A 24,278-nucleotide genomic window follows, 5' to 3' on the forward strand; every position below is an offset into this window, starting at 1 on the left:
CGCGCCGAAAACGGGCCACCTCGGCCTCCCGCGCGGCCATCCCGGCCAGCGCGGCACGGTCCTCCCCCGACAACCCGCGATAGCGCTGGGGGTCGGCGAGGGCGCGGAGGGCTGCCTCGGGATCCCTGGCGATCAGACCGCGGACGGAGGAGAGATCGGCCTGGAAGGCGAAGTGCCGCTCCAGGCGCCGCGCCTCTTCCCGGTCCAGCCCGGCCAGCGCCGCGCTGCGCAGGATGGCGGCAACCCGGTCCGGCACCGGCGGCCAGGCGGCAGAGGCACCGCCCGACGCCACCTGCGCCAGCGCCACGCGCCGGCGATAGGCCTGCCCGCGCTCCGCCTCGCCCGAGTGGTAGCGCGCCACCGCCTCCCCCCAATCCCCCGTGCGGGCGTACAATTCCCTCAGGAAGCGGATGGCATAGGCGAGGTTCGCGCGGGGATCGAATCCCTCGGCGAGGCTGGCGAAGGCACGGGGATGGTGCAGCAGGTTCACCTGCATGCAGCCGACATCGACCGAGCGCACGCCGCGGGCAAGAAGAGCCGACACCTCGGCGATCGCTTCCGCCCGGCCCGGCGCCGCGCGTCCCGCGCCCTCGGCGTTGTAGGACCAGGGCCAGGGGGACGCGCGGCCGGTCGCCGGGTCCCGCGCGCCGCTCTCGACCAGCGCGATCGCGCCCAGCAGGCCGGGCGGGAGGCCGGACGAGGGCTCCGCCTCGGCGATCGCCTGCCGGCAGGCGGACCAGTCACCGCCGGCCTGCGCCTCGCCACGCCGGGGCAGGGCCGCCGCGGCGCAGGCAAGGGAGGCGAGCAGGACGAAGCGAGTGACCCGACGCCCCATGTGCCACGAATCCCCTGGGAACGGGCGATCATACCCCACCCATGGGTGACCGGCGCGCCCTCCCTGCCCTGCCCCGGCGGAACCACGCCCGGCGCGTCGCGGCGGCAACACCGTCGCGGAGGGGCGGTCAGGGCGAGGCGAGCACCAGGCTCGCCGTGGTTCCCGCCATGTCGGGGCGGAGCAGCCCCTCGGCCGAGGGAAGGCGCGCGCCGAGAGTCACGCTCCGGCCGGCGCGCGTCAGCTCCACCGACTCGGCGGAGATGCGGATCACGCGCCAGCCCTCCACGTCATCCCCCAGCGCCGCGCGGCGGGAGCGCCCGTCGGAGAGACGCAGCAGCGCCACCGCGCTGTCCGGGCGCAGGATCACGCCGGAGGCGGCGACGGGCGGCGGGGCCTCCGCCTCGGGCGCGGCGGCCGGGGCGGGCGCCCTCTCCCGCGCGGGCGGGCGGCGCCCCGCGACGAAGAGCGGCCTCTCCCTCTGCTCCGACCACGGCCCGGCGGGCGGCTCGGGAGGTGGCTGGACAGGCACGGGGGACAGCGCCCCCGGATGCGCGACGGCCGACGGCCAGGGCACCACCACCACGGGATCGCGCGTCGCGAGGAAGACGAGGGAGGCGCAGGCGCCGCCGAGCAGGAGGAGCCGGGCGCTCATCGCGGCGCCTCCTCCGGGCGGATCCCGAGCAGCTCGATCTGCACGTCCAGCGGCCGCCCGGGCGCCGCGGCCGAGGCCGTGAGGGTGAGGGAGTGGACCTGGAGGAGCATCCGCCCCGTCTCCAGCTCGGCCAGGAGGTTCTGCACCCCTTCCGGGTCGGCCTGCAGCCGGGCGCGCACGCCAACCCGGCCGCGGCCCGTCTCCCCACGGCCCTCCGGCAGGGTCTCGATGCTCGTCACCGTGCCGCGGTGCCGGCCCGCCGCCTCCCGCACCCGCCGCTGCAGCTCGGAACCGGCCAGGGCGTAGCTGCCGCCCGCCGGCAGGTCCGTCACGCCCGAGAGGGCCTGGCGCAGCGCCTCCGCCTCGGCCAGCAGGACGGGCTCGCGGGACGCGACCGCCATGGAGCGGGCGGCGAGGGTGAGCGCCCTCTCGGCGCGCGCGGAGAGATCCGCCTTCGCCTCCAGCCAGGGCAGCAGCGCCACGCGCCAGGCAAGGAGGGGAAGCAGGGCCAGCAGCCCGAGGGCGAGCAGCCGCCGGACGGGGCGGGAGAGACGGGTCATCCCGCCGGCTCCCTCTGCTGGGGCTTCGGCGCCTCGGCGGGCGGGACGACGCGCAGGCCGATCCGGAACCGGTCCGCCGCCTCCCGCTGCGCCCGCGTCACGGGGGCGGCGAAGCGGACCTCGCTGAAGATGGCGGAGGCGTCGAGCGTCTCCAGCAGCGCGTCGGAGCGCGTGGCGAAGCCGGAGACGGTGAGCTGGTCCCCCGTCAGCCGCAGCTCGGAGAGCCAGACATCGTCGGGGAGAATCCCCGCCAGCTCCTCCACGATGGCCACGCTGGCGGGCCGGCCGCCGCGGAGCTGCGCGGCGGCGGCGAGGCGCGCGCGGAGCCCCGCCGTGTCGGCCTCCAGCGCGAGCACCCTCTCGGCCACGCGCCGGGCCGCCGCGGCGCGCGCCTCCACGGCGGCGACGGCCCGCTCGTGCTCCTGGAGCCCCGCCCGCGCCATCTCCAGGCTGGAGAGGAGGCAGAGGCCGAGCAGCGCGGTCTCCAGGTGCCGGCGCCAGCGGCGACCCGGCGGCGCGAGAGGGTTCAGCGGGATGCGGGGCCAATCGGCGCGCGGATCGGGCATCGCGACCAGCCCCGCCGTCCCGGCCAGGGCGCGCAGCCCGGCGGCGAGTGGCGAGACGAGGCCGCGCGGCAGCACCGCCACCTCCACCTCGATCCGCTGCACCTCGGGCAGGCGGCGGAGGATCCGCGAGGCCATGAGGACCTCGTCGGCGGGAAAGGGAACGTGCTGCTCGACCTCGAAGCCCAGCACCGCCTCCAGCCGCGCCTCGGCCGCGGCGGGAAGCTGCACCACGCGGCGCAGGATCCAGGAGGAGGGGACGACCACCGCCACCCTCTCGGCCGTGGCCAGGAGGCGGCGGGCGCGCCGGCCCTCCCCGCCCTCGGCCGGGGGGAAGGAGGCCAGGGGGCGAAGGCCGCGCCGCCCCGAGCGGGCGAGGACGGGCCGCCCCTCCCGGAGATCGAGGACCAGGCCCGGCCCGCCCGGGCGGAGCGAGCGGGGCAGCATCCCCGACAGCTCCTCCCGCCACCATCGCAGGAAGCCCGAGCCTCCGTTCCCAACCGAGAGGAGCGTCGCGACGGCCGTCATTCCACCCTTTCCTCCCTCAGACCAGCGAGGCGCGGCGCCACCACCAGGGGTGGCCAGCGCCGCGCGTCCTCCGCCGGGAATGCGAGTCCGATCTCCACCGCGAGGGGAAGCCGCGCGGCATCGCTCCACACCTCCCGCCAGGCGGCTTCCTCCGAGGCGCGGGGCGCCCCGAAGTAGCGGAGCCGGAGCCCCGCCACGCCGCCGAGCAGGAGGCGGCCCGCCGCCCCCTCCCCGCTTCCCACCTCCCCCAACCCGCGCCAGAACAGGCGCACCCCCTCCTCGTCCCGCCGCAGCTCCACCAGCGCCGGCCCCCCGAGGCCGAAGCGGGCGGGCAGTTCCGTCACGAAGGCCAGCCTCTCCGCCCCGCCCTCGAAGAGCACGGCCGGGCGGCCTGCCGGCCCGGGGCCGACGAGCGGCATCGCCCCGAGCAGCCGCAGCCGCAGCAGGTCCTGCGCGGCCGCCACCGCCGAGTGGTCCGCCACCACCGCGGCCCCCGCCCGCCCGACGATGCCCAGGGCCGAGAGGCCCAGCGCGGCGACGAGGCCGAGCACCACCAGCCCGACGAGCGTCTCCACCAGCGTCATGCCGGGCCGGGAGGTCATGGCGGGGTCCCCGCCGGACCGGGCCGGAGCGTCTCCAGCACCACGCCCCCCACCGTGACCCGCACGGGGCGCAGGGCGGTGCCGGCGGCTCCTGGCTCGCCCGGCCCCACCTCCACGCTCCAGGCCCCTTCGGGCGCGCGTCCGGAATGCCGCCCTTCCCGCGCGGCGCCGGGCGGGGCGTGGGCGTCGAGCAGGGACTGGGCCATGAGCGCGGCCGCCACCTGGCCCTCGCGCTCCGCCCTCGCCCGCATCGCCGTGCCGAGCGTGGGCAGGACCGTCGCCACGGCGCCGCCGATGGCGAGCAGCGCGACCAGCGCCTCCACGAGGGTGAAGCCCTCGGCGCGGGGGTCAGGGAAGCGCGCGCACATGGCCCATCATCCAATCCACCTCGGCGCCCGCCGAGAGGGCCCCCGCCACCACCCGGACCCGGCCGCCCGTCGATCCCCCCTCGCCATCGAAGCGGATCGCCACCCGCCCCTCCGCATCCATCTCCGACGCCACCGCCTCCACCACGAGGAGGGCGCCCTCGGGCAGGCGCGCAGTGCGGGCGCCATCGGCGCGGCGGAAGCTGCCCAGCGCGGTGTCGAACACCACCCGCGCGTCGCGCCCGGTGCGGCGCGCCTCGGTGCGGGCCTCGCGCAGCATCGCCACGGCATCCTCGGCCCCGGCCCGCACCAGCGCCCCGCGCCCGGCCCCGAGGAGGCTCGGCACCGCCATCGCGGCGAGGGCGATGATCACGAGAACCACCAGCACCTCGATCAGGGTGAAGCCCGGGGCGCGCATGGCGGCTACCAGCTCGTCACGTCGGTATCCTCCCCGGCCCCGCCGGGACGGTCGTCCGCGCCGAGGGTGAAGAGGTCGTAGGGGCCGTGCTCGCCCGGGGCGCGGTAGCGGTAGGGACGCCCCCAGGGGTCCATGAGCTGGTCGGCCTTGCGGAGATAGGGCCCGTTCCAGCGCGGGGCTCCCACCGGCGCCTGCATCAGCGCGCCCAGCCCTTCCTCGCGCGAGGGGTAGCGGCCGACATCGAGGCGGTAGAGGTCCACCGCCGTCATCAGCCCCTGGATCTGCAGCTTCGCCGCATCGTGCTTCGCGCCGCCGAGATAGCGCATGGCCTGGGGCGCCGCGACGGCGGCGAGCAGGCCGAGGATCACCAGCACCACCAGCAGTTCCACCAGGGTGAAGCCCCGCTCCCTCGCCCGCCAGGGCTTTCCGGTCCGCAACCCGCGCCGCCGCACCGTCATGTCGTCACCTCATCGCCGCCGGTTCGGAGGCGGGGAGGATCGCCCCCCGCTCGTCCACCCAGCCCAGCAAGATCCCCCCGGTCGCCGCCCGGCCGCCGCCGGCAGGGCGCAGCCGCGGCAGCGAGCCCGTCTCGAAGGGCTCGGGCGCGTCGAGCGCCGCCGAGAGCCCTTCGCGCGTCAGGCGGCGCCCGGCGCGGCGCAGCGCCTCCACCATCACTTCGCCCGCCGCATGGCCCAGCCGTCCGGTCAGCCCGGCCGCGGCGGCGGGGCTCGCGGCGAAGCGCTGGCGCGCCGCCCCATCGCCCCCGCCGGGCGGCGTGCCGAAGCCCACCAGGACCTGGCGCCCGGTCGCCGCCGCCGCTCGCGGCGCGGCCCCGCCGCCCAGCGCGCCCGGGATCATCAAGGGCACCCCGGTCCCCCGCATGGCGGAGGCCGCCCGCCCCACCGCTTCCGGCCCCGCGACCAGCAGCACGGCGGAGGCCTCCGCGGCACGGGCCGCGAGGGCCGGGAGGGGCACCACCTCCGGCGCCGCATCGTCAATTTCGCCGAAGCGCTCGGCGATGCGCTCGGCGAGCAGGCGCTCCGACGCGCCCTCCCCCGCCACGATCAGCGCGCGCCCGGCATCCGGCACGAGGCGGAGCAGCGCGGCCCCCTCCTCCACCGGCCCGGGCAGGAGGGCGAAGGCCCGGCCCGCCGCGCCCGCCCCCGCGCGGACCGAGAGGAGCGGAACCCCCTCCCGCGCCGCGAGGGCCGCCACCTCCTCGCCGGGGCCGACCGGCAGGGCGGAGACGAGGGCGAGCAGCCCTGCCCCGGCCAGCCGCGCCACCTCCTCGGCCAAGGCGCCCGGATCGGGGATGGAGGCGGGGAGGACGGTCACGCGCCGGCCGAAGACGCCCTCGGGCGCGGCCGCGGCGATGGCACCCTCGAAGGCGCGGGCGAAGGCCTCGCCACCGGGCCCTGCGGGCAGCAGCAACCCGATGCGGACGAGCCCCTCCTCCACCCCCGGCGCCGACATTCCGTCCAGCGCGCGCAGATAGGCCGAGAGCGCCCGCCCATCCTCCACCGAGAGGCCGTAGCGCGGCATCACGGGGTCCAGCCCGCGCCCGCCGGCGGCGGTGCCCTGCACCACGGCGCGCATCAGCAGGGCGTCGTCATAGGGCGGCCGTCCCGCGCCGGGGCGCGACAGGGCGGACCACAGGACCGCCGGCGGCCGCAGCCCCGCCTCGGCCGTGCCGCCCAGGCCGTCCCGCCCGTGGCAGCCGGCGCAGGGCATCGCCGTGGCGGGCAGGACCTGGCCGCCGGCCGTCCTCACCTTCGGGGCCGCGGCCCCCGGGCGGGCGCCGCGGTTGAACAGCGCCTCCCCTTCCTCGACGAGGCCGGCCTGCACCGGCCCGGCGAGGGGCAGCATCAGCAAGAGGAGCGCGGTCAGCCCGCGCATGTCGCGGCATCCACCAGCCGCGGCGCCCCGGCGAGGTCGGCGAGCTGCGCGCCGGCCGCGGCGGGCTGGAGGTCGGGCCGCAGCTTCGCCCAGCGGCGGGCGCCGACATTGCCCGCCAGCATCAGCGTCGTGTGCCGGTCCGGCCGCTCCTCGTCCACCGTCTGGCCGAGGCGGCGGGCCACGTCGCGCAGCCCCGCCGGGGTGCCGGTGAGCAGCACCCAGTCCTCGTAGCGCCCGAAGCGCGCGGCCCAGGACTTCAGCCGCGCCGGCGTGTCGCGGCGGGGATCGGTGGTGAGGTGCAGGATGCGCGGCGGCGCCCCCGCCGCGGCGGCGGCGTCCGCGATCTCCAGGCTCCGCGCGGCGAGCAGCGGACAGGCATCGGGGCAGCTCGTGAAGATCCAGCCGATCAGCACGGTGCGGCCGCGCAGCACGTCGTCGTAGAACCGGACCTGCCGCCCCTCCTGGTCCGTGAGGGTCGCGTTGCCGAAGTAGTCCCGCTCCCGACCGTCGCATTCGAGCGCGGCGGCGGGCGCGGCGCGGAGGCCGAGGAGGAGGGCCGGGGCGGCCAGCAGCAGGCCGCGGCGGGAAGCGGGGGTGGCCATCGCCTCAGGCCCTCCGCGCCGCGAGGGCGGCCTCGACCGCCGAGGCGATCGCCTCCGGCGAGGGAATGCCGAGTAGCCGGCGCATCTCCCCCCTCACGGGGTCGAGCACCACCACCATCGGCGTGTGGTCGCCCCCCGCCTCGGGCCCGCCGAGGCGGCGCAGCACCTCGTCGAGCTGCGCCTGAGGAAGGTTCACGAAGTTCCAGCCCGGCCCCGCGCCGAAGCGCTCGGCATAGGCGCTGAGGCTCTCCGGCGTGCCGCCGAGGGGATCGAGCGCCACGCTCAGCAGCCCGGCCTCGCGCGACAGGCGCGGGCCGAGAAGCTCCTGCGCCCCGGCCATGGAAGCGGAGATGGCGGCGCAGAAGGTGCCGCAGTCCGTCAGCACGAAGTCGATGGCCACCACCCGCCCGGCCAGCACCTCGGAGACGAGGCGGCGACGGCGGCGCTGGGCGTCCAGCACCCGCGCGTCGGGCAGGGGCTGGCGCAGGCGCAGCGCGGCATCGGCGGCGCGCCCCGGCTCCTGCGGGCGGGGATGGGCGTGGCCGTCATGCGCGCCCGCGGCGCCCGGCGCCAGGGAAGCCAGCAGCAGCCCGGCGAGCGCCCGGCGCCCGGGGCGGAAGAAGGGGGGGCTCATGGTTCCACCGCGCGGAAGGGGATGTAGGGGAGGGTCGCCGGATCGAGCCCGAGGGAGGGGGACTCGACATAGACGTTCACGAGCCCGGCCTCGGGCGGTGCCACCGCCTCGGCCTCGTAGAGCCCGTCGCCGAGGGGGCGGAGCGGCAGGGAGACCTGCCAGTGCCCGGCGAGTTGCACGACGCGGGCTGAGAGATCGCCCGCCTCGCGCCAGGCGCCCTCCTCGGCCGGGCCGCGCAGGCGGAGGCGGAGCGGCGCCGGCTGCCCCGGGCGCATCACCCGCGCCTCCGGCCCCTCGGCCTCCAGCTTCAGCCGGCGGGCCAGGGGCAGCGCCTCCCCCCCACCGAAATCGATCTCGAAGCAGTGGAGGAAGCCGCCGCCCTGCACCATCACGGGCAGGACGTAGCGCCCGCCCGCGGGGAAGACCGCCTGCGTCTCGTGCCGGCCCGGCGCCACCTCGCGCAGCGCGCGGTCCAGCGCCATCACGGCGAGCGGCCGGCCCTGGGGCAGGCGCAGCACGCCCGCGGGGGCCGCCATGCCCTCCATGTAGAAGTGCAGCACGCGCTCGCCGGGCGCGGCGATCAGCATGGCCGCGCCGCCCGGCGCCTCGGCCACCATGGCGCCGAAGGCCTCGCCGGGGGTGAGCCCGCTCTCGCCCGCCGCGATGGTCGTCACCGCCGGGGTGCCTGCCTCGACGAGGCTGCCGAGCGCGATGAGGGAGACGGTCGAGCCCTCCCCCGACTGCACATAGGCCTGGGTGCGGCTGAAGCCGACGCTGAGCGGCGCGCCGCCGAGCGCCACGCGATGCGCCACGGCGCCGCGCGCGAGGTCGATGACGGTCACCCGCCCCTCGCCCGGCTCCGGCACCATCAGCAACCGCCCGTGGGGGTCGAGGAACAGCCCCGCCGCGCCCGGCGCCACCTCCCACAGACCGGCCACGCGGCCCTCGCCCGTGAGGGCGATCACCCGCCCCTCCCGGGGATCGAGCAGCAGCGTCACCTCGGCCAGGGGGGAGTAGGCCGCGTCGGTGAAGCCGCCGCCGAGATGCGGCAGCGCCTCCGCCCCGCCCTCGGCGAGCAGGGCGACGCCCTCCGCCGAGGCGACGGCCGCGCGGCCGTTGCCGAGCGCCACGGGCACGTGCGGCCCGGCGCCGGCGGGGATGCGGGCGAGCACCTCGCCGCTCCCGCGGTCCAGCACGGCGAGTTCCGCCGTCGCGCCTTCCGCCCCGTCCTGCCCGACCCAGAGACGCAGCCCCGCGGGGTCGAGGGCGATGCGCGCCGGGCGGCCGCCCACGGCCAGCCGGCGGCGCTCCCGCCAGCGGCGGGTGTCGATCTCGACCACCTCGCCCGTCTCGGGCACGGCGACGAAGAGGGCGTCGCGCGGCTCGTCCGCCGCCCAGCCGCCGGGACGGCCGAGCAGGTTCACCACCGCGAGGGAGCGCGTGCGGGTGTTGCCGCCCACGGGGTCGATCACCTGGATCGCGCCCTGGTCGTTCGCGTAGGCGACCTGCCAGGCGTTCAGGTCCAGCTCCGCCCGGCGGCCCATCCGGTTCTCCAACAAGCCGCGCACGCGGTCCCGGCAGGCGAGCGGGCGGCCGGTATTGCGTTCAGCCCAGGCGGCGGGCTTCAGGCCGCGCGCGGGGCCTCCATCCTCGGCCGTGAAGCTGAGGGAGACCGTCACCGGCTCCCCCGGGCGGATCGCCTCCCCGCCCATCGGCCGGATCTCCAGCCGCGCCTCCAGCCCGGCCATGGCGTGGGTGGCGGTGATGGCGGCGGGCTGGGCCGCCGCCCCCGTGCCCCCCGCCAGCAGGGCGAGGAGGGCCGGCACCGCCCCCCCTCCCTTCAGGCGGCGGCTCACGGCGTCACCCGCAGGATGCCCCAGACGCCGCTGTCGAAGACGTCAGGCGACTGGGTGCGGAAGAGGTAGTCGCCCGCGGCCTTCGCCGGGCCGCCGGCCGCCTCCACCACCACGTTGTGGTGCATCCCCGGCCCGATCGCGTCCCGCGCGCCCGTCCCCATGGAGGGGGCGTAGCCCGGCTTGCCGCGCACCCCCTCGATCCGCTGCGAGGGCACCACCCCGGCGGCCGTGACCCCGGACGCGTAGGGCGTCAGCGACCAGTTATGCCCGTGCAGGGTGAAGACGCCCGGCCGGGGGTGGCCGCCGGCCATCAGCAGGCGGAAGCGCATCTCCTGCCCCGCCCGGGCGGTGAAGACCGGCGTGGCCGGATCCACCCCGCCGACGCGGCTGTTGGAGAGGGCGTTGCTGAAGTTCAGCCGGCGGGTCAGCTCGAAGTTCTCGCCGGGGGCGTGGCCCACGCGCAGCCACATCGGCTCCGCGCGGTAGTTCAGGCCGGCATTGCCGGAGTCCTCGGGATCGTCGAGGCCCTTGCAGCCCGTGGTCGTCACGCTCTGCGGCGTGCCCGTATCCACCGCCGCCTCGCCGGCGCCGACGGGGCAGACGGGCTTGTTGCTCGCCCGCAGGTTCAGGTCGTTCTGGAACATCAGGGCGAAGTCGCGGAACTGCCGCCCGTCGGGCATGGTCACGGTGGCGGCGGTGCGGGTGTTCGCATCCGTCACCCAGGTCGAGCCCTGGGGCAGGATGACCATCCCCGCCACCAGCCCCTTGCCGCTGTGCCGCAGCCGGTCGGAGGGCAGGAGGTTGATCGCGCCGAACTCGACCGGCACCGCCGTCAGGTTGTTGGTGGCGTCCATGTTCACCAGGCCGGCGTACCAGCGGTAGGTCGTGCTCTGGCCCACCGCGACGGTCTGCCGCACCGGCCGCACCGCCCGCGGCGGGACGAGGTTCAGGCCGATGTTCTGGCCGTCATGCCGCGTCACATCCACCGCCAGGAGCTGCGGGTTGAGCCCGACCTCCATCGAGGGCTTCACCTGATTGGCGTTGAAGCGCTCGATCAGCATCGGCAGGGCGTTGAAGCCCTGGTTCGCGGCGGACACCACCTGGTCCGCCCAGTTGGCCGGCAGGCGGTTGGTCAGCGTCACCTCGATGCAGTCGCCGGCATTGGCGCGCAGCACCAGCGGCTCCACCGGCGCCTCGGGCCGCAGCTTCCCGGCATTCAGGTCGCTGTCGAGCACGTAGAGCGCCCCGGTCGGGTCCGTAATCGGCCCGCGCTGGGCGGCGAAGTTGCCGGCGCGGGGGTTGTAGATGATCCCCGTCGGCGCGATCGCCTGGCTCGCCGCCACTGCCGAGACGGCGTAGCGCCTGACGGGGGCATCGACGGGGCAGACGCCGTTGAAGCGCGTCAGGTTCCGCACCGTCGCCGTGGTGCCGAGCTGCACCGTCTCCCCCGTGGAGATGGTCTGGGTCACGGGGGCGGGCGGCGTGTTGTTCGGCAGGGGCCGCAGGTCGGAGCGGGCGTATTCATAGGCCCGCATCAGGCCCCAGGCGCCGTTCCAGAAGCCGTCGGCGCTGGCGGAGACGCTGTAGAGATGGTCCGTGTGCGGACCGAGGTCGCCCTCGGGCGCGACGACCGGCATGTCGAACTCGAAGTGCTCCGAGATCGCCTGCATGTTGGAGGCGCGCCAGCCCGAGTTCGGGTCGTGCTGGTTGAACAGCCAGCGGAGCCCGCTGAACTGTACCGTGTGCGCCTCCTCATGCGCGCCGACCATCATGCGGACCTGCACGCGGTCCCGGCGATAGGCGCGCAGCATCGGCGTCCAGGGATCGCCCGCCGCCAGCCCGCGGGTGAGCGCGGGATAGGTGTTGGGCTGGCTGTTGAACTGCGTCATCGCCCGCGTCACGTCGGAGCGGAAGGCGTAGGAGGGATCGCCCGCCTTGCCCGCCGCCTGCGCCCGGGTGTTCGGGTTGTAGAGGCGCAGCGCGAGCGGCTCGTTCCGGTAGTTCACCACGAAGGTGCCGGTATCGGCCGCGGAGACCGCCTCCGGGCAGGGCGCGGGGCCGCCGCCGGGGCAGACCTGCTCCTTGCCCATGAGGTAGGGCAGGCCGATGCGCGCCCGTGCCGGCGGGTTGATGGCACGGGCCGGATCCGGGCCCGTGTTGCCGCCGCCCGCCTCATAGGCGTTGGCGAAGTCCGCCACCTGGAGGACGAACTCGCGATAGGAGTTCGCGGGGTTGGCCGTGCGCACATCGGCCATCCAACTCGTCGGGCCGCCATCCTCGCGCCCGCCGCTGCGGGGGTTGAGGGCGGCGCCCGTCTCGGGATGCGTCCAGTTCGTGCCCGCCGGCGCCACCACGAGCGCGGCGTAGAGCCCGTTCTGCTGGTGGGTGGAGGGGCCGAAGTGGTCGTGGGTGAAGACGGTGCGGAGCGTGTTGTCCTGCCCCGACTGGTTCACCACGGGATCGGCGTACCAGCGCTGGATCGTGGTCTGCGCGCCCAGCCATTCCGGGCGCTGGAAGGCCGCGAAGGGATGCGGCTTCGCCTCGGGGCAGTTGTTCGGGTTGCTCGCGCCCGCCGCCGTCTCGCAGCCGTAATTAGCGCGGATGGCGTGGATGCGCTCCCGCACCTCGGCCGGCGCCAGCGTGCCGTCCTCGTAGTTCCAGCCGTTGCCAGAACCGTCGGCGCTCGTCACGTCGAACTTCACGAGGTGGATGTGCTGGCCGACGATGTCGGTCGGGGTGCGGACCTGGAAGTCGTCGAGCTCGTTCACGCTCGGCAGCAGGTTCGTGTGGTGAACCTCGATGCACTCGCCTGACGTGGCGCGCATCACCAGCGGCTCGGGCGCGCGCTGGCGGTTGAGGGTGGGCATCACGTCCTCCCACAGGGCGAGGATGCGCCCCTGGCGGAAGTGCCAGCCCACGCGGTTCATCACGAGGTCCACCTGCGTCGCCGCCACCTTGTAGCGGCGCGGATTGGCGGCGCCGGGCGCGGGACGCCCGTCATCGAGCATGCAGGGATCGGCATAGGGCGCGCCGGCGACGGGCGGGCGCCCGTTGGTGATGAAGTTGCGCCGCGTGGCGCGCACGCCGCTGCCGCCCGTCAGCGCGTAGCTCGGATGGGCGCGCTGGGCGTGGAAGGCCATGGCGGCGCGCTCCACCGGCTCGCCCGCGCTGTCGAGCCAGCGGATCTCCAGCTTGTCGCTCACCTTGTCCAGGTCCCAGCGGTCGAGCTGCGCGGTCGCCTCGCCGCCGACCACGACGTGCCGGCGGAGGCCGCCGTCATGCGCCATGTCGAGCGGCGGCTGCGGCGGGCGGTGGCCGGCCTGGCCCGCGACGAAGAAGGGGTAACCCGGATTGGCCGCGGCCGTGGCCTCCTCCGCGCTGGCGGGCGCGGCGTCGAACACCGCCTGCCCGTTCGCGATCCGCACCGGCGCCGGCAGGGGCGCGAGCGCCATGCCGGGGATGGGCACGATGGCGGGAATGGCGGTGCCGGCCATGATCTCGCCGTCCGGCAGGGCGCGCGCGGTCGGCAGCGCGACGCCGCGGGAGTCCAGCTCCGTGCCGCGCTCGAAGGTGTCGTGGACGCGCCACATGCCCCACATGCCCTGCGCGAAGTGCGGGTAGAGATGGCAGTGGAAGATGCTGTCGCCGACCGCCTGGTTGCGGTTGCCCGAGCCGTTGAAGGCGATCTCGTAGGTATAGCCCGAGCCGGGCGCGATCAGCTGGCTGTCGAGATAGGAGGAGTTGGGCTGGTCGGGATTGTACAGCCACTGGTGCGCGTGCAGGTGGAAGATGTGCTGCTCCTTGCCGACATGCGTGTTCCTCATGATCACGCGGTCGTTCAGGTAGCTGCTGAAGACGTTCGAGGGGTCTTCGGGATAGAGGGCGCGCTGCGAGCGCGGCGCGTTCGGGTCGCGCGCCCGGCCGCTGTCGTCGAGCTGCGCGTTCGCGGGCACGTCCACCAGCAGCGCGGGGTCGCCGCCCGCCCAGGAGGTCAGGAAGAACTCCTCGTACTTGCACTCCGCGCACTGGGCGGTGGGGCCCACGCCGAGGCGGTTCGCCAGGACCTGCGCGCCCGCGCCGGTGACGCCGTAGTTCACGCCGAAGCCGTCGCGCACGCTGTGCAGCGTATGGCCCAGCTCCTCGTCCTCGAACTCGGCGAAGGCCTGGATCGCCTTGATCTCGTCGTGGAACTGGATGACGAACTCGCGGTACGGGTCTCGCCGGTCGCGCGTCTCCGGCGTGCCGCCATCGGCGGAGGCCGCCTGCGGCACCGTGCGGTTCGGCTCCAGCACGGGGTTGGCGGTGAAGGTGCCCTCGGGGAAGCGCCCGCGGGAGGGGCCGGTGATGATCGCGTTGATGTCGCCGTGCACGAGCTTGTTGCCGTCCCGCATCGCCAGGATCGGGCGGTTGCGCAGGCCGGGCACGGGATGGTTCGCGGGATAGCGCGCGAGGTAGTCGATGTCGGGATAGCCGGTGTCAACGCCGTCCACGATCAGGTTGGCGGGGCGGCCGTTCGCGTCCTTGCGCGTCGCGAGGTCGAGGTCGGCGCGGCTCACCTGGCTGCGGTACCACTCCGCGCCCTTGGGCTGCACCGCGACGGCGCCGAACATGCCGAAGGCGAAGGAGCCGATGTTGCTCTCGCCACCCACCATGACGGCGGGGTTGTAGAAGCTGAACACGCCCTCGCGCGAGGCGATGAGGCGGTAGGTGCGCGTGCCGCCGGGATTGGCGAGGCTGGTGGCGTTGGCGCCGACGAAGCCGCCGTCATCCGCGGCGCCCGTGGCGTAGTTCAACCCGGCGACGTGCAGCCCCGCCTGCCGCGTGGCCGGCTGGTCGACGGAAACCTTCGGGTCCTGGACGGGCGTGGCGTTCAGCAGGTTCTGGAAGTTGATGGTGAGGCAGTCGCCGGCATTCACGCGCAGCACCAGCGGGCGCGGGCGCTTTCCCGGGCGCAGCATGACGTTGCCCGGGCTGAGGCTCGTGCCGCCGCTCTTCGAGACGACGTCGTCGCGCAGCGCGTAAATCATATAGGCCGGGTGGTGGGAGCCGTAGCGGTTGAACTGCACGGCCTGGTCGATCGCGACGACGTCGGCGGTGACGGTATTGCCCGTCGTGCAGCTCGTCTGCGCGCCGGCGGCACCTGCCATGACGGAGAGGCCGGCGAGCGCGAGCCCGAAGCTGGCCGGCCAGGGGCCCAGCCGCCACCTTTTCCCCGCATCCTGCCCCGTATCCCGCTCGACGGTTCCAGTCCCCGACACCCTCATCGTTTCGGCTCCGTTCCACAGGGTCAGCGGCAGAGCTGCCGCGCGATTCATCTTCCGAGATCCGCAACTCGAAGTTGAAACCAGGGCCGCCCAAAGTATTCCCTTGGCGCCGCAAGTCCTGACTCCGCCCACGATTCATCGTGTCGAATCTGGAATTACCGCGGTGCAGAAAGACGTTTCAAGAACCAACCCCGTCCCACAACCGGAGCATGTGTCCATCTTTAGAGACACTCGCGATCGTGATAGACCACTGTTTTCATTGGCCTTGAGAGGTGGCCCAGAGGCACTGGCAGGGGGTCTGGGAGCCTTTTGGGCACCAGCCACGCCCGGCTCTCACGAAGAGATGAGAATCCTTGACCGATGCGCGTTTCACGGAGGTGAACGTACTCGCGACCGACACGCAACCGGGCCGGGGCATTTGGGACACAGCCGGGATCCCACGAGATGCCGGACCCGTGAGGAACGGAATCTCCGGTTGTCGTGAATAACGTTTCCGTTATTGTTTCTCTTCACGGGATATGTCCCGGAAATCGCAAACTGGACTTGGCCGGGCTCATGGACACCCTCGCCGCGGACACCTGCCGGTTCGCATGAAGGCTGACGGCTTCTCCCTCCCGGCCCAACCGGCGCTCTGTGGCATCGCCCTGGCCTCGCTCGCCCCCCTCCTGCCCCCGGCGGAATGGCCGGGCGCCGCCCTGTTCGGCACGGGTCTGCTCGCCCTCGCCTGGATCGACCTCCGCCACGGTGTCGTGCACGCGGCGCTCGTCCTGCCGCTCGCCGCCGCCGGTTTCCTGCGCGCCGCGCTGATGGTGCCGGCATCCCTCCATGCCGCGCTCGCCGGGGCGGCCGCCGGCTACCTTCTCTTCCGCGCCGTCGAGGCCGGGTTCCGGCGCCTGCGCGGGCGGGAGGGGCTGGGGCGGGGCGATGCCTGGGTGCTGGGCGCGGCCGGGGCCTGGGTCGGGCCCGGTGGTCTCGGCCCGCTCGTCGCGGGGGCGGCGGCCCTCGCGCTGCTGCTCACCGCCCTGCGGGAGGGCCGGCTCGCCCCGGACGCCTCCCTCCCCTTCGTGCCGGCGCTCGCCGCCGCCGCCTGGATCACCTGGATCGCCATGGGAGGCGTGCCGTCATGGACCTTCCCGTAGAGGACGGCGCGGCGGGCGCGGAGAGGCGCCTCGCGCAGCACCTCCTGGACCGCGGCCTCGTTGCCGCCCCGGCGCTGGCCCGGGCGGAGGAGGCACGCCGCGCGGCCAACGAGGCCCTGATCCCCGCCCTGCTGACCCTCGGCCTGATCGGGGAGGATGCCCTCGCCGCCGCGGCGGCCGAGGCGCTCTCCCTGCCCCTCCTCGGCCGGGACGACCTGCCCTCCCCGCCCCCGCTGCTGGACCGTCTGCCCCTTCGCTTCCTCCGCCGTGCCCGCGCCTATCCCGTGCGGCAGGAGCAGGGTCAGCTCCTTCTCGCGCTCGCCGACCCGCTGGACGGCTTCGCGGTCCAGGCGGCGGCGCTGGCCACGGGCGGCCCCGTCGCGGTGGCCGTCGCCGCGCCCGCCGCGATCGAGGCCGCGCTCGCCCGCGCCGAGGAGAGCGCCGCGCCCGCGGAGGCCGTGCCGGTCGAATCCCTCCTCGGTGCACCGGAGGATGCGGATCGGCTGCGGGATCAGGCGAGCGAGGCGCCGGTCATCCGCCACGTGAACACCCTTATCCTCCAGGCCGTGGAGGGCGGCGCCTCCGACATCCACCTGGAGCCCAGCGAGGCCGGGCTGCGCACGCGGCTGCGGGTGGACGGCATGCTGAAGGATGCGGGCACGGTACCGCGCGCCCTCGGCGCCGGCGTCGTCTCCCGCCTGAAGATCATGGCGCGGCTCGATGTCGCCGAGCGCCGCCTGCCGCAGGACGGGCGCATGCGCCTTGCCGTGCGCGGGCGGGACGTGGATCTCCGGGTGTCCGTCATCCCCGCGCTGGACGGCGAGGGCGTGGTGCTCCGCATCCTCGACCGCGGCGCCGTCTCCCTCGACTTCGAGGCGCTCGGCTTCTCCCCCGCCGAGATCGCGGCGCTGCGCGAGCTGCTGGGACAGACCAGCCGCATGGTGCTCGTCACCGGTCCCACGGGCAGCGGCAAGACCACCACCCTCTACGCCGCGCTCAATTCCGTGGACCGCGAGACGCTGAAGGTCTGCACCATCGAGGACCCCGTGGAGTACCGGCTGGAGGGCGTGAGCCAGGTGCAGGTGCGCCCGCAGATCGGCCTCACCTTCCCCAACGCGCTGCGCGCCATGCTGCGCCACGACCCCGACGTGATGCTGGTCGGCGAGATCCGCGATCCCGAGACGGCGGAGGTGGCCGTGCAGGCGGCGCTGACGGGGCATCTCGTCCTTGCCACGCTGCACACGAACGACGCGCCCTCCGCGGTGACGCGGCTGATGGATCTCGGCGTGCCGGAATACCTCATCGCCTCCGTGCTGCGCGGCGTGCTGGCCCAGCGCCTCGTCCGCACGCTCTGCCCGGAATGCCGGGAGGCGCGGGAGGCGCCGGCGCCGCTCGTCCAGCGCCTCGGCCTCGACCGGCTCCATGAGGGAGAGGGCCCGATCCGCCTCTGGCATCCCCGCGGCTGCGCGGCCTGCGGCGGCAGCGGCTATCGCGGGCGCACCACCATCCTGCAGGTGATGAATCTCGGGCCGGGGCTGCGCGACCTCATCCTGCGCCGCGCCGATGCCGGCACGATCGGCGAGGCGGCCGAGCGGGAGGGCATGAGCGGGCTGCGCGAGGCCGGGCTCCGCAAGGCGCTCGCCGGCGTCACGACCGTCGAGGAAGTGCTGCGCGTGGCGGGCGGGAGCTGAGCATGGGCGCGACCCGCCAGTTCGACTACGTCGCCATCGCCGCCGACGGGCGCACGCTGCGCGGCCGCGTCGAGGCCGAGGACCAGCGGGGCGCCGCGCGGCGCATCCAGGAGGGCGGGCATCTTCCCATGGAGATCCGCCCGGCGGGCGAGGCCTCCCTCATCGCCGCCCCCGTCGCGGCCGGCGGCATCCGCCTGCGCCCGCGCGAGATGGCGCGGCTGGCGCGGGGCTTGAGCCTCCTGCTCTCGGCGGGGCTGCAGCTCGATGTCGCGCTCGACGCGCTGGCAGGGTCCGAGACCTCCTCGGGCCCGCGGCGGCTGCTGCGCGGGCTGCACGAGACCGTGCGCGGCGGCACGCCCCTCTCGGCCGCGGTCGCCGCGCGGCCCGGCGCCTTCCCCGGCTGGTACGCCGCCGCCATCACCACCGCCGAGGGCACGGGCCGCCTCCCCGCGGTGCTGGACCGCCTCGCTGCCGAGACCCTGCGGCTGGAGCGCGTGGCGGAGCGCATCCGCGCCGGCCTCACCTACCCCGCCGTGGTGCTCGTCCTCGCCCTCGGCGTGGTGATGGTGCTGGTGGGCGTGGTGCTGCCGGCGCTCGAGCCGCTCTTCTCCGCGGCCGGGGGGAAGCTCCCGGCCTCCACCCGCCTGATGCTCGACGCCGCGGCCTGGCTCAGGGAATGGGGGGCGATCGGGGCGGCGGGGCTGCTCTCGGCGGGGCTGGTCGCCTGGCGGGCCATGCAGGCCCCGGAGGCCCGGCTCTGGCGCGACGCGCGGCTCCTCCGCCTTCCCCTGGTCGGGCCGCTCCTCTGGCGCTCGGCCACGGCGCGCTTCACCCGGCTTCTCGGCACGCTGCTCGGCGCGGGCGTGCCGCTGGCCGAGGCGCTGCAGCACGCGGGCGCCGCGGCCGGCAACGCCGCCGTCGCGGCGGGGCTGGAGCGCGCGCGGGCCGGGCTCTCGGCCGGCTCCACCTTCGCCGCCGCCCTCGCCCGGGAAGCCGTCCTTCCCCGCCTCGCCACCACGCTGATCGGCATCGGCGAGGAGGGTGGGCGGCTGCGCGAGATGCTGGAGGAGGTGGCCGTCATCCACGAGGAGGAGGCCGAGCGCGCGACCGAGCGCCTCCTTGCCCTTCTCGTCCCCGGCGTGACGCTCCTCCTCGGCGGCCTCGTCGCCGGCATCGTGCTCACCACCCTGAACGCCATCCTCGGCGCGAACTCCGCCGCACTGGGCAGCCCGTGAAGAAATCACTCCCCCCCCTCGCCCTCGCGCTGACGATCGGCGCCTGCGCGGAACCCGAACTCCGGGGGCCCGCGGCCTTCGACGAGGCCATGCGGCGGATCGAGGCCTCCACCGGGCGCCCGGCACCTCCCTCGACCGGCGTGGTCGGCCCCACCCCCCTCTCCCCCCCGCCGGAACCGGCCGCCACGGCGGGGCGCGGTCGCGGGGCGGTGGTGGACGTGGCGACGCCCCCGCGCGGGCCGGCGGGAATCGCCGCGCCGCGCGGCGCGAGCCCGTCCGGCGGCGGCACCGTCACCCTCAACTTCGTCGAGGCCGAGCTGCCCCAGGTGGTGCAGGCCGTACTGGGGGACCTGCTGCGCGCCAGCTACACCGTGGATCCCCGGGTCAGCGGCACGGTAACGCTCCAGACGCAGCGGCCGGTGCCGGAATCCGCTGCGCTCTCCCTCCTGGAATCCGCGCTGGAGGCGAATGGGGCGGCGCTGCTGAGGAATGCGGGCGGCTACCGCGTCGTGCCGCTGGAGGGCGCGCTCCAGGCGGGGCCGCCCGTCAGCATGCGGCAGGCCGGGGCGGCGCGGGAGCCGGGCTTCGGCATCGTCGCCGTGCCGCTCTCCCACGCGCGGGCGGCCGACCTCCAGCGCGTGCTCCAGCCGCTGGCGCCGCGCGGCGGCTCGGTGGTGGCGGACGAGGCGCGCAACATCCTCCTCCTCGCCGGCACGGGGCCGCAGCTCGCCAGCCTGCTGGAGACGGCGCAGAGCTTCGATGTCGGCTGGATCAGGAACCAGTCCGTCGCCCTGCTGCCGCTCGATTCCGCGCCCGCCGCCACGGTGGCGCAGGAGATCGGCTCGATCTTCGGGGGCGAGGGCAATGCGCGGGAATCGCTGCGCGTGGTGCCCGTGGCGCGCATGAACGCCGTGCTCGTTGTCGCCTCCCAGCCGCAGCAGCTCGAGCGCGTGCGGCGCTGGGTCCGCAACCTCGATTCCGCGGGCATGGGCGGCTCGCCGCAGCTCTTCGTGCATCGCGTGCAGTATGTCCGCGCGGGCGAGCTGGCCACCACGCTGCGCCAGCTCCTCCAGGGCGGCGGGCGCGGGACGGAGGCGGGCTCCCTGCTCGCGCCGGGGCAGGCGGGCGTGCAGATGACGAACGGGGCCGCCTCGCCGATCGGCGAGGCGCCGCTGAGCGGGGCCGGCACCCTCGCCTCCCAGGGGCTCGCGAACGGCGCGGCCTCGGGCGGCAACCCGCTGCCGCCGGGGGTGTCGCGCACCGGCGCCGGGGGAATGCCCGGCGGCGCCCCGCCCGTGCCCGGCCTGCCGCCGATCGGTGGCGGCGCCGCGGGCGGCGACATCGGTGGGGCCGGCGGCGGTCTGCCGGCCGCGCCCGTGCGCATCGTGGCGGACGAGGCGCAGAACGCCCTCATCGTCTATGCCAGCCAGAGCGACTGGCGCCTGGTGGAGCGCGCCGTGCTGATGCTGGACCGCCCGCCGACGCAGGTGGCGGTCGATGCCGTCATCGCCGAGGTGACGCTGAACCAGGACCTGGAATACGGCCTGTCCTGGTTCTTCCGCACGGGCCGCTTCGAGTTCCGCCTCTCCCCCACGGAGACGGGCGCGATCGCCGGGGCCTTCCCGGGCTTCAACCTTCTCTATTCCGGCGGCGCGGATGCGAGCGTGGTGCTGACCGCGCTGGCCAGCCTCACCGACGTGCGCGTGATCTCCTCGCCCCAGGTGATGGTGCTGTCCAACCAGACGGCGCGGTTGCGCGTGGGCGATTCCGTGCCCGTGGTCACGCAGCAGGCCTCGGGCGGCGGACTGCTCGACACCCGCATCGTCAACTCCGTCTCGCTCCGCGACACCGGCGTGTCGCTCGACGTGACGCCGCGGGTGAACTCCGCGGGCGGCGTGCTGCTCGACGTGGACCAGGACGTGTCGGACGCCGTGCAGACCACGACGAGCGGCATCGACAGCCCCACCATCCAGCAGCGCCGGCTCCGCACCGTCGTCTCCGTCGCCTCCGGCCAGACGGTCGCGCTGGGCGGGCTGATCCGGGAGGCCGACAGCGGCACGCGCTCGGGGCTGCCCTTCCTCATCAACATCCCCGTCCTGCGCGAGCTGACGGGGGTGAGAAGCCGCTCGCGCCGGCGGACGGAGCTGCTGGTGCTGCTCACGCCGCGCGTGGTGCAGAGCACCGAGGATCTCCGCCGCGCGACGGAGGAGCTGCGCAGCCGGATGACCAACATGGCGCCGCGCGTCGAGCTTCCGCCCCAGCGCATCAATGCCGCGCCGGTTCGCTAGGGGCCGGTTCGCTAGGGGCCGGCTCGCCAGGAAACGGGGATCGGCGCTCGTCTTCGCGCTCTGGATCGCGCTGCTCCTGGGCGTGGCGGGCACGGTGGCGATGCGCCTCGCCGCGGCGGGCGCGGGGGCGGCGCGGGTGGAGGCGGACCTCGCCGCGGCCCGGGCGGCGGCGGAGGGGGGGATCTGGGCGGCCGCCCACCGCCTCGCGGCCGAGCCCCTCGCCTCCCGCCCGCCGCGGGCCGAGTTCGCCTTCCCCATCGGGCGGAGCGAGGCGCTCGTCCGCGCCGCCGACGAGGACGGGCGGATCGACCTCAACGCGGCGGGGGAGCCGCTGCTCGCCGCCCTGTTCCGCACGGCGGGGATGGAGGAGCGCCCGGCCGGGGCCCTGGCCCGCGCCCTGGTGGACCGGCGCGCGGAGGAGGCGCATCGCGCCGGGCTCCGCGCCGTGGGCGAGCTGGCCTCCCTGCCCGGCGGCACCCCTGCCCTGGCCGAGGCGGTCCGCGGCGCCGCGACCGTCCACACCGGCCGCGCCCGCCCGGCGGCGGAGGCGGCCCCCGCCATGGCCGCCACCGCCCTGGCCCTGGAGGCCCGCGCGATGCCGCCCCTTCCTTCTCGGTCCGGCGGACTGAGGACGCCCTCCCCCGCGCAGGGCGAGGCCGGGCGGCGGATGATCTGGCGCATCGAGTCTACGGGGCGCAGCGGCGCGGTGGAGGCGCATCTCGCCGCCGTGCTGCAGATCGCGCCGGGCGACGGGATGCCCGGGCGGGTGCTGGAGTGGCAACCGGCCGCGCGCTGACCCTGCCGGGCGACCTCAGCCGCCTGGGGAGCCCCCATCGGCGCCCTGCGCCTCGGACAGGGAGAGCGCCGGCGGGCCATCCGTTGCCACGGCCACGGCGGCGGCGAGGGCGGCCTGGGTGAAGGGCTTGTTCAGCCGGCTCACCCCCTCCCCCGCGCCTTCCGGCAGGTCGGCATAGCCGGTGACCAGCAGGATGGGCAGGCCGGGCATCCGGGCCCGCACGGCCTCCGCGAGCTGCGTCCCCGTCATCCCCGGCATGGCCTGGTCCGTGACCAGCAGGTCCACCCGCAGCCCTGCGCCGAGCGAGGCCAGCGCTTCTCCGCCCGAGGCCGCCTGGAGCACGGTGTGGCCACTATCCTCCAGCATCGCCGCGGTGTTGGCGAGCACGAGGGGATCGTCGTCCACCACCAGGATCACCCGCGGGGCGGTGCCGGGCGGAAGGGGCGCCGCCCCGGCCTCCGCCGCTTCCTCCCCGGCACCCGCCGCGGCGGCGGGCAGCCAGAGCTCGACCGTGGTTCCCTCCCCCGGGCTGCTCCGCAGCGCCATCCGGCCGCCGGACTGCGCAGCCAGCCCCTGCACCATGGGCAGGCCGAGCCCCGTGCCCTTGCCCACGCCCTTGGTGGTGAAGAAGGGCTCCGTCGCTCGGGCGAGGGTGGCCGCGTCCATGCCGGTGCCGGTATCGGCGACGCTGAGGAGAAGGTAGCGCCCGGGGCGCAGCCCCTCCCCCTCCTCCGCCCCGGGGAGCACCGCCCGCTCCTCCGCCGAGATGCGGAGGGTGCCGCCCCCGGGCATGGCGTCCCGCGCGTTCACCGCCAGGTTGAGCAAGGCCAGTTCCAGCTGGTTCGCGTCCACCATCGCGCGCGGGAGGCCCGGCGCGAAGCGGGTCTCCACCCGCACCATCGGGCCGAGCGAGCGCTGCAGCAGCTCCGCCATGCCGCGGACGAGCTCGGCCACCTCCACGGCGCTGGGCCGGAGGTCCTGCTTGCGGGCGAAGGCGAGGAGGCGCTGCGTCAGCCCCGCGCCGCGCCGGGCGCCCTGCAGCGCGTTCTCGACGAGGGAGGCGGCCTTGGCGTCGCCGGGCGGGAGGCGCTTCCGCAACAGCTCCAGGTTGCCCATCACCACGGCCAGGAGATTGTTGAAGTCGTGCGCCACCCCGCCGGTGAGCTGGCCGATCGCCTCGATCTTCTGGGACTGGCGCAGGGCCTCCTCGGCCCGCTTGCGCTCCGTCACGTCGGTCAGGCCACCGAGCACGCGGATGCCGCCATCGGGGTCTTGCAGGAGGCGCGCGGAGGCCATCACGTCCCGGAACTCGCCCGTCCGCGTCACCACCCGGTACTCCAGCCCCCGCACCTCGCCCTGCCGCAGCAGGGCGGGCCAGTCCTCGCGCAGCTTCCGCCGGGCGGATTCCTCGGTGAGGAAGTTCACCAGGGGGCGCCCCACCACCTCCTCCCGGCGATAGCCGGTGAGCTCCATCCAGGCCTCGGTCACGTCCTCGATCCGCCCGGCGGAGTCCAGCGCGTGCAGGGGGAGCGGCGTCTGCTGGTAGAGGGCGCGGAACCGCTCCCCGCTCCGCCTGATGGCCAGGGCCTCGCGCTCGGAGAGGCTCGCGAAGCGCCGGTCGAACATCGCGGCGACGAGGGCGAGGAAAAGAATGAGGAAGGTGGCGGCCGAGACGGCGAGGGCGATGGTGAGCTGGTTCAGGCTCGTCCAGCCATGCGCCCCGTCCATCCCGGGCTGCAGGGTGAAGACCGCGCCCTGCATCCCGGCATAGTGCATCCCGGCGATGGCGAAGCCCATCACCACGGCGGCGAGCAGGCGCAGGACGGTCCGGCTCGTCCGGCTGGTGAGCCAGAGCGCGACGATCGAGGCGCCGATCGCGATCAGCACGGAAACCGCCACCCAGAAGGGGCCGTAGCGCAGGTCGGCCGGCATCTTCATCGCCGCCATGCCGGTGTAGTGCATGGCGGCGATGCCCAGCCCCATGACCAGCCCGCCCCCGATCAGCAGGACCGGGCCGGGGGCGGGCCGGCCGATGACGAGGAAGCTCAGGCCCGTCGCGCCGATGGCCAGGGCGAGGGAGAGAAGGGTGAGCCAGGGATCATAGCCCACCTCCATCCCCGGCATGCTGAAGGCGAGCATGGCCACGAAGTGCATGGCCCAGATCCCGCCCCCCATGGCCAGGGCGGCCGTGGCCAGCCAGGCAAGGCGCGCCCACCCGGTGGAGGCGCGAAGGCGGCTCGCCAGGTCCAGGGCGGTGTAGGACGCGGCCATCGCGATCAGGATCGAGAGGACGATCAGCGTCGCGTCATGCGTCCCGGCGATGGTCATGCCCGGCCTTGTCTCCTTCTTTCCGA

At 75.4% G+C, this 24,278-nt stretch carries 19 protein-coding genes; 5 read left to right on the forward strand and 14 right to left on the reverse strand.

The features are described from left to right. From FHS87_RS24165 to FHS87_RS05410, 13 genes are all read right to left on the reverse strand, one after another. A partial coding sequence (locus FHS87_RS24165; RefSeq protein ID WP_184514692.1) for a lytic transglycosylase domain-containing protein occupies window positions 1-835 on the reverse strand: 835 nt, incomplete at its 3' end. A 127-nt stretch (window positions 836-962) separates the two neighbouring features. Beyond that, on the reverse strand, window positions 963-1,487 hold the full coding sequence (locus FHS87_RS05355) for a hypothetical protein (protein ID WP_184514694.1): 525 nt from the start codon (window positions 1,485-1,487) through the stop codon (window positions 963-965). Then, a complete protein-coding gene (gspM, locus tag FHS87_RS05360) occupies window positions 1,484-2,047 on the reverse strand; it encodes a type II secretion system protein GspM (RefSeq protein ID WP_184514696.1) in 564 nt (187 codons plus the stop codon). The genes FHS87_RS05355 and gspM overlap by 4 nt, the downstream gene beginning before the upstream one ends. After that, entirely contained in the window at window positions 2,044-3,138 is a 1,095-nt protein-coding gene (locus FHS87_RS05365; RefSeq protein ID WP_184514698.1) for a PilN domain-containing protein, read from the reverse strand. The genes gspM and FHS87_RS05365 overlap by 4 nt, the downstream gene beginning before the upstream one ends. Then, window positions 3,135-3,740: a prepilin-type N-terminal cleavage/methylation domain-containing protein gene (locus FHS87_RS05370; RefSeq protein WP_184514701.1), complete on the reverse strand. Its 606-nt coding sequence runs from the start codon at window positions 3,738-3,740 to the stop codon at window positions 3,135-3,137. The genes FHS87_RS05365 and FHS87_RS05370 overlap by 4 nt, the downstream gene beginning before the upstream one ends. Next, entirely contained in the window at window positions 3,737-4,108 is a 372-nt protein-coding gene (locus FHS87_RS05375; RefSeq protein WP_184514703.1) for a type II secretion system protein, read from the reverse strand. The genes FHS87_RS05370 and FHS87_RS05375 overlap by 4 nt, the downstream gene beginning before the upstream one ends. Further along, complete coding sequence (locus tag FHS87_RS05380; RefSeq protein WP_184515137.1) at window positions 4,089-4,523, reverse strand: GspH/FimT family pseudopilin; 435 nt, start codon at window positions 4,521-4,523, stop codon at window positions 4,089-4,091. Before FHS87_RS05380 ends, FHS87_RS05375 begins: the two co-directional genes overlap by 20 nt. 5 nt (window positions 4,524-4,528) lie before the next feature. After that, complete coding sequence (gene gspG, locus FHS87_RS05385; protein ID WP_184514705.1) at window positions 4,529-4,981, reverse strand: type II secretion system major pseudopilin GspG; 453 nt, start codon at window positions 4,979-4,981, stop codon at window positions 4,529-4,531. 4 nt (window positions 4,982-4,985) lie between these two features. Further along, entirely contained in the window at window positions 4,986-6,419 is a 1,434-nt protein-coding gene (locus tag FHS87_RS05390) for a hypothetical protein (protein WP_184514707.1), read from the reverse strand. After that, the gene (locus FHS87_RS05395) at window positions 6,407-7,021 is read right to left on the reverse strand and encodes an SCO family protein (protein ID WP_184514709.1); all 615 of its coding nucleotides are present in this window, start codon (window positions 7,019-7,021) and stop codon (window positions 6,407-6,409) included. Before FHS87_RS05395 ends, FHS87_RS05390 begins: the two co-directional genes overlap by 13 nt. 4 nt (window positions 7,022-7,025) lie before the next feature. Further along, entirely contained in the window at window positions 7,026-7,655 is a 630-nt protein-coding gene (locus FHS87_RS05400; protein WP_184514712.1) for an SCO family protein, read from the reverse strand. Then, window positions 7,652-9,511 (reverse strand): YncE family protein, encoded by a 1,860-nt coding sequence (locus FHS87_RS05405; RefSeq protein ID WP_184514713.1) that lies wholly within the window; start codon window positions 9,509-9,511, stop codon window positions 7,652-7,654. The genes FHS87_RS05400 and FHS87_RS05405 overlap by 4 nt, the downstream gene beginning before the upstream one ends. Next, window positions 9,508-14,775 carry a cupredoxin domain-containing protein gene (locus FHS87_RS05410; protein WP_184514715.1) on the reverse strand — a complete coding sequence of 1,756 codons (5,268 nt, stop codon included), beginning with the start codon at window positions 14,773-14,775 and terminating at the stop codon, window positions 9,508-9,510. The genes FHS87_RS05405 and FHS87_RS05410 overlap by 4 nt, the downstream gene beginning before the upstream one ends. Window positions 14,776-15,365: 590 nt before the next feature. Here FHS87_RS05410 and FHS87_RS05415 point away from each other — a divergent pair. Genes FHS87_RS05415 through FHS87_RS05435 form a run of 5 tightly spaced genes read left to right on the forward strand, consistent with a single transcriptional unit; the run spans window position 15,366 to window position 21,924 of the window. Beyond that, entirely contained in the window at window positions 15,366-15,914 is a 549-nt protein-coding gene (locus tag FHS87_RS05415; protein ID WP_184514717.1) for a prepilin peptidase, read from the forward strand. Further along, window positions 15,899-17,605, forward strand: coding sequence for a GspE/PulE family protein (locus FHS87_RS05420; RefSeq protein WP_184514719.1), 1,707 nt, complete (start codon window positions 15,899-15,901; stop codon window positions 17,603-17,605). Before FHS87_RS05415 ends, FHS87_RS05420 begins: the two co-directional genes overlap by 16 nt. A 2-nt stretch (window positions 17,606-17,607) precedes the next feature. Continuing rightward, entirely contained in the window at window positions 17,608-18,840 is a 1,233-nt protein-coding gene (locus FHS87_RS05425) for a type II secretion system F family protein (RefSeq protein ID WP_184514721.1), read from the forward strand. Then, the gene (gene gspD / locus FHS87_RS05430; RefSeq protein WP_184514723.1) at window positions 18,837-21,128 is read left to right on the forward strand and encodes a type II secretion system secretin GspD; all 2,292 of its coding nucleotides are present in this window, start codon (window positions 18,837-18,839) and stop codon (window positions 21,126-21,128) included. Before FHS87_RS05425 ends, gspD begins: the two co-directional genes overlap by 4 nt. Continuing rightward, the gene (locus FHS87_RS05435; RefSeq protein WP_184514725.1) at window positions 21,109-21,924 is read left to right on the forward strand and encodes a hypothetical protein; all 816 of its coding nucleotides are present in this window, start codon (window positions 21,109-21,111) and stop codon (window positions 21,922-21,924) included. Before gspD ends, FHS87_RS05435 begins: the two co-directional genes overlap by 20 nt. Before the next feature lie 15 nt (window positions 21,925-21,939). Here the strand turns inward: FHS87_RS05435 and FHS87_RS05440 are convergent, their stop codons facing one another. Continuing rightward, window positions 21,940-24,252: an MHYT domain-containing protein gene (locus FHS87_RS05440; RefSeq protein WP_184514727.1), complete on the reverse strand. Its 2,313-nt coding sequence runs from the start codon at window positions 24,250-24,252 to the stop codon at window positions 21,940-21,942. Between the last annotated feature and the right edge of the window lie 26 nt (window positions 24,253-24,278).

Origin of the sequence: Muricoccus pecuniae (assembly GCF_014199205.1) — a bacterium.
Taxonomy (GTDB): domain Bacteria; phylum Pseudomonadota; class Alphaproteobacteria; order Acetobacterales; family Acetobacteraceae; genus Roseomonas; species Roseomonas pecuniae.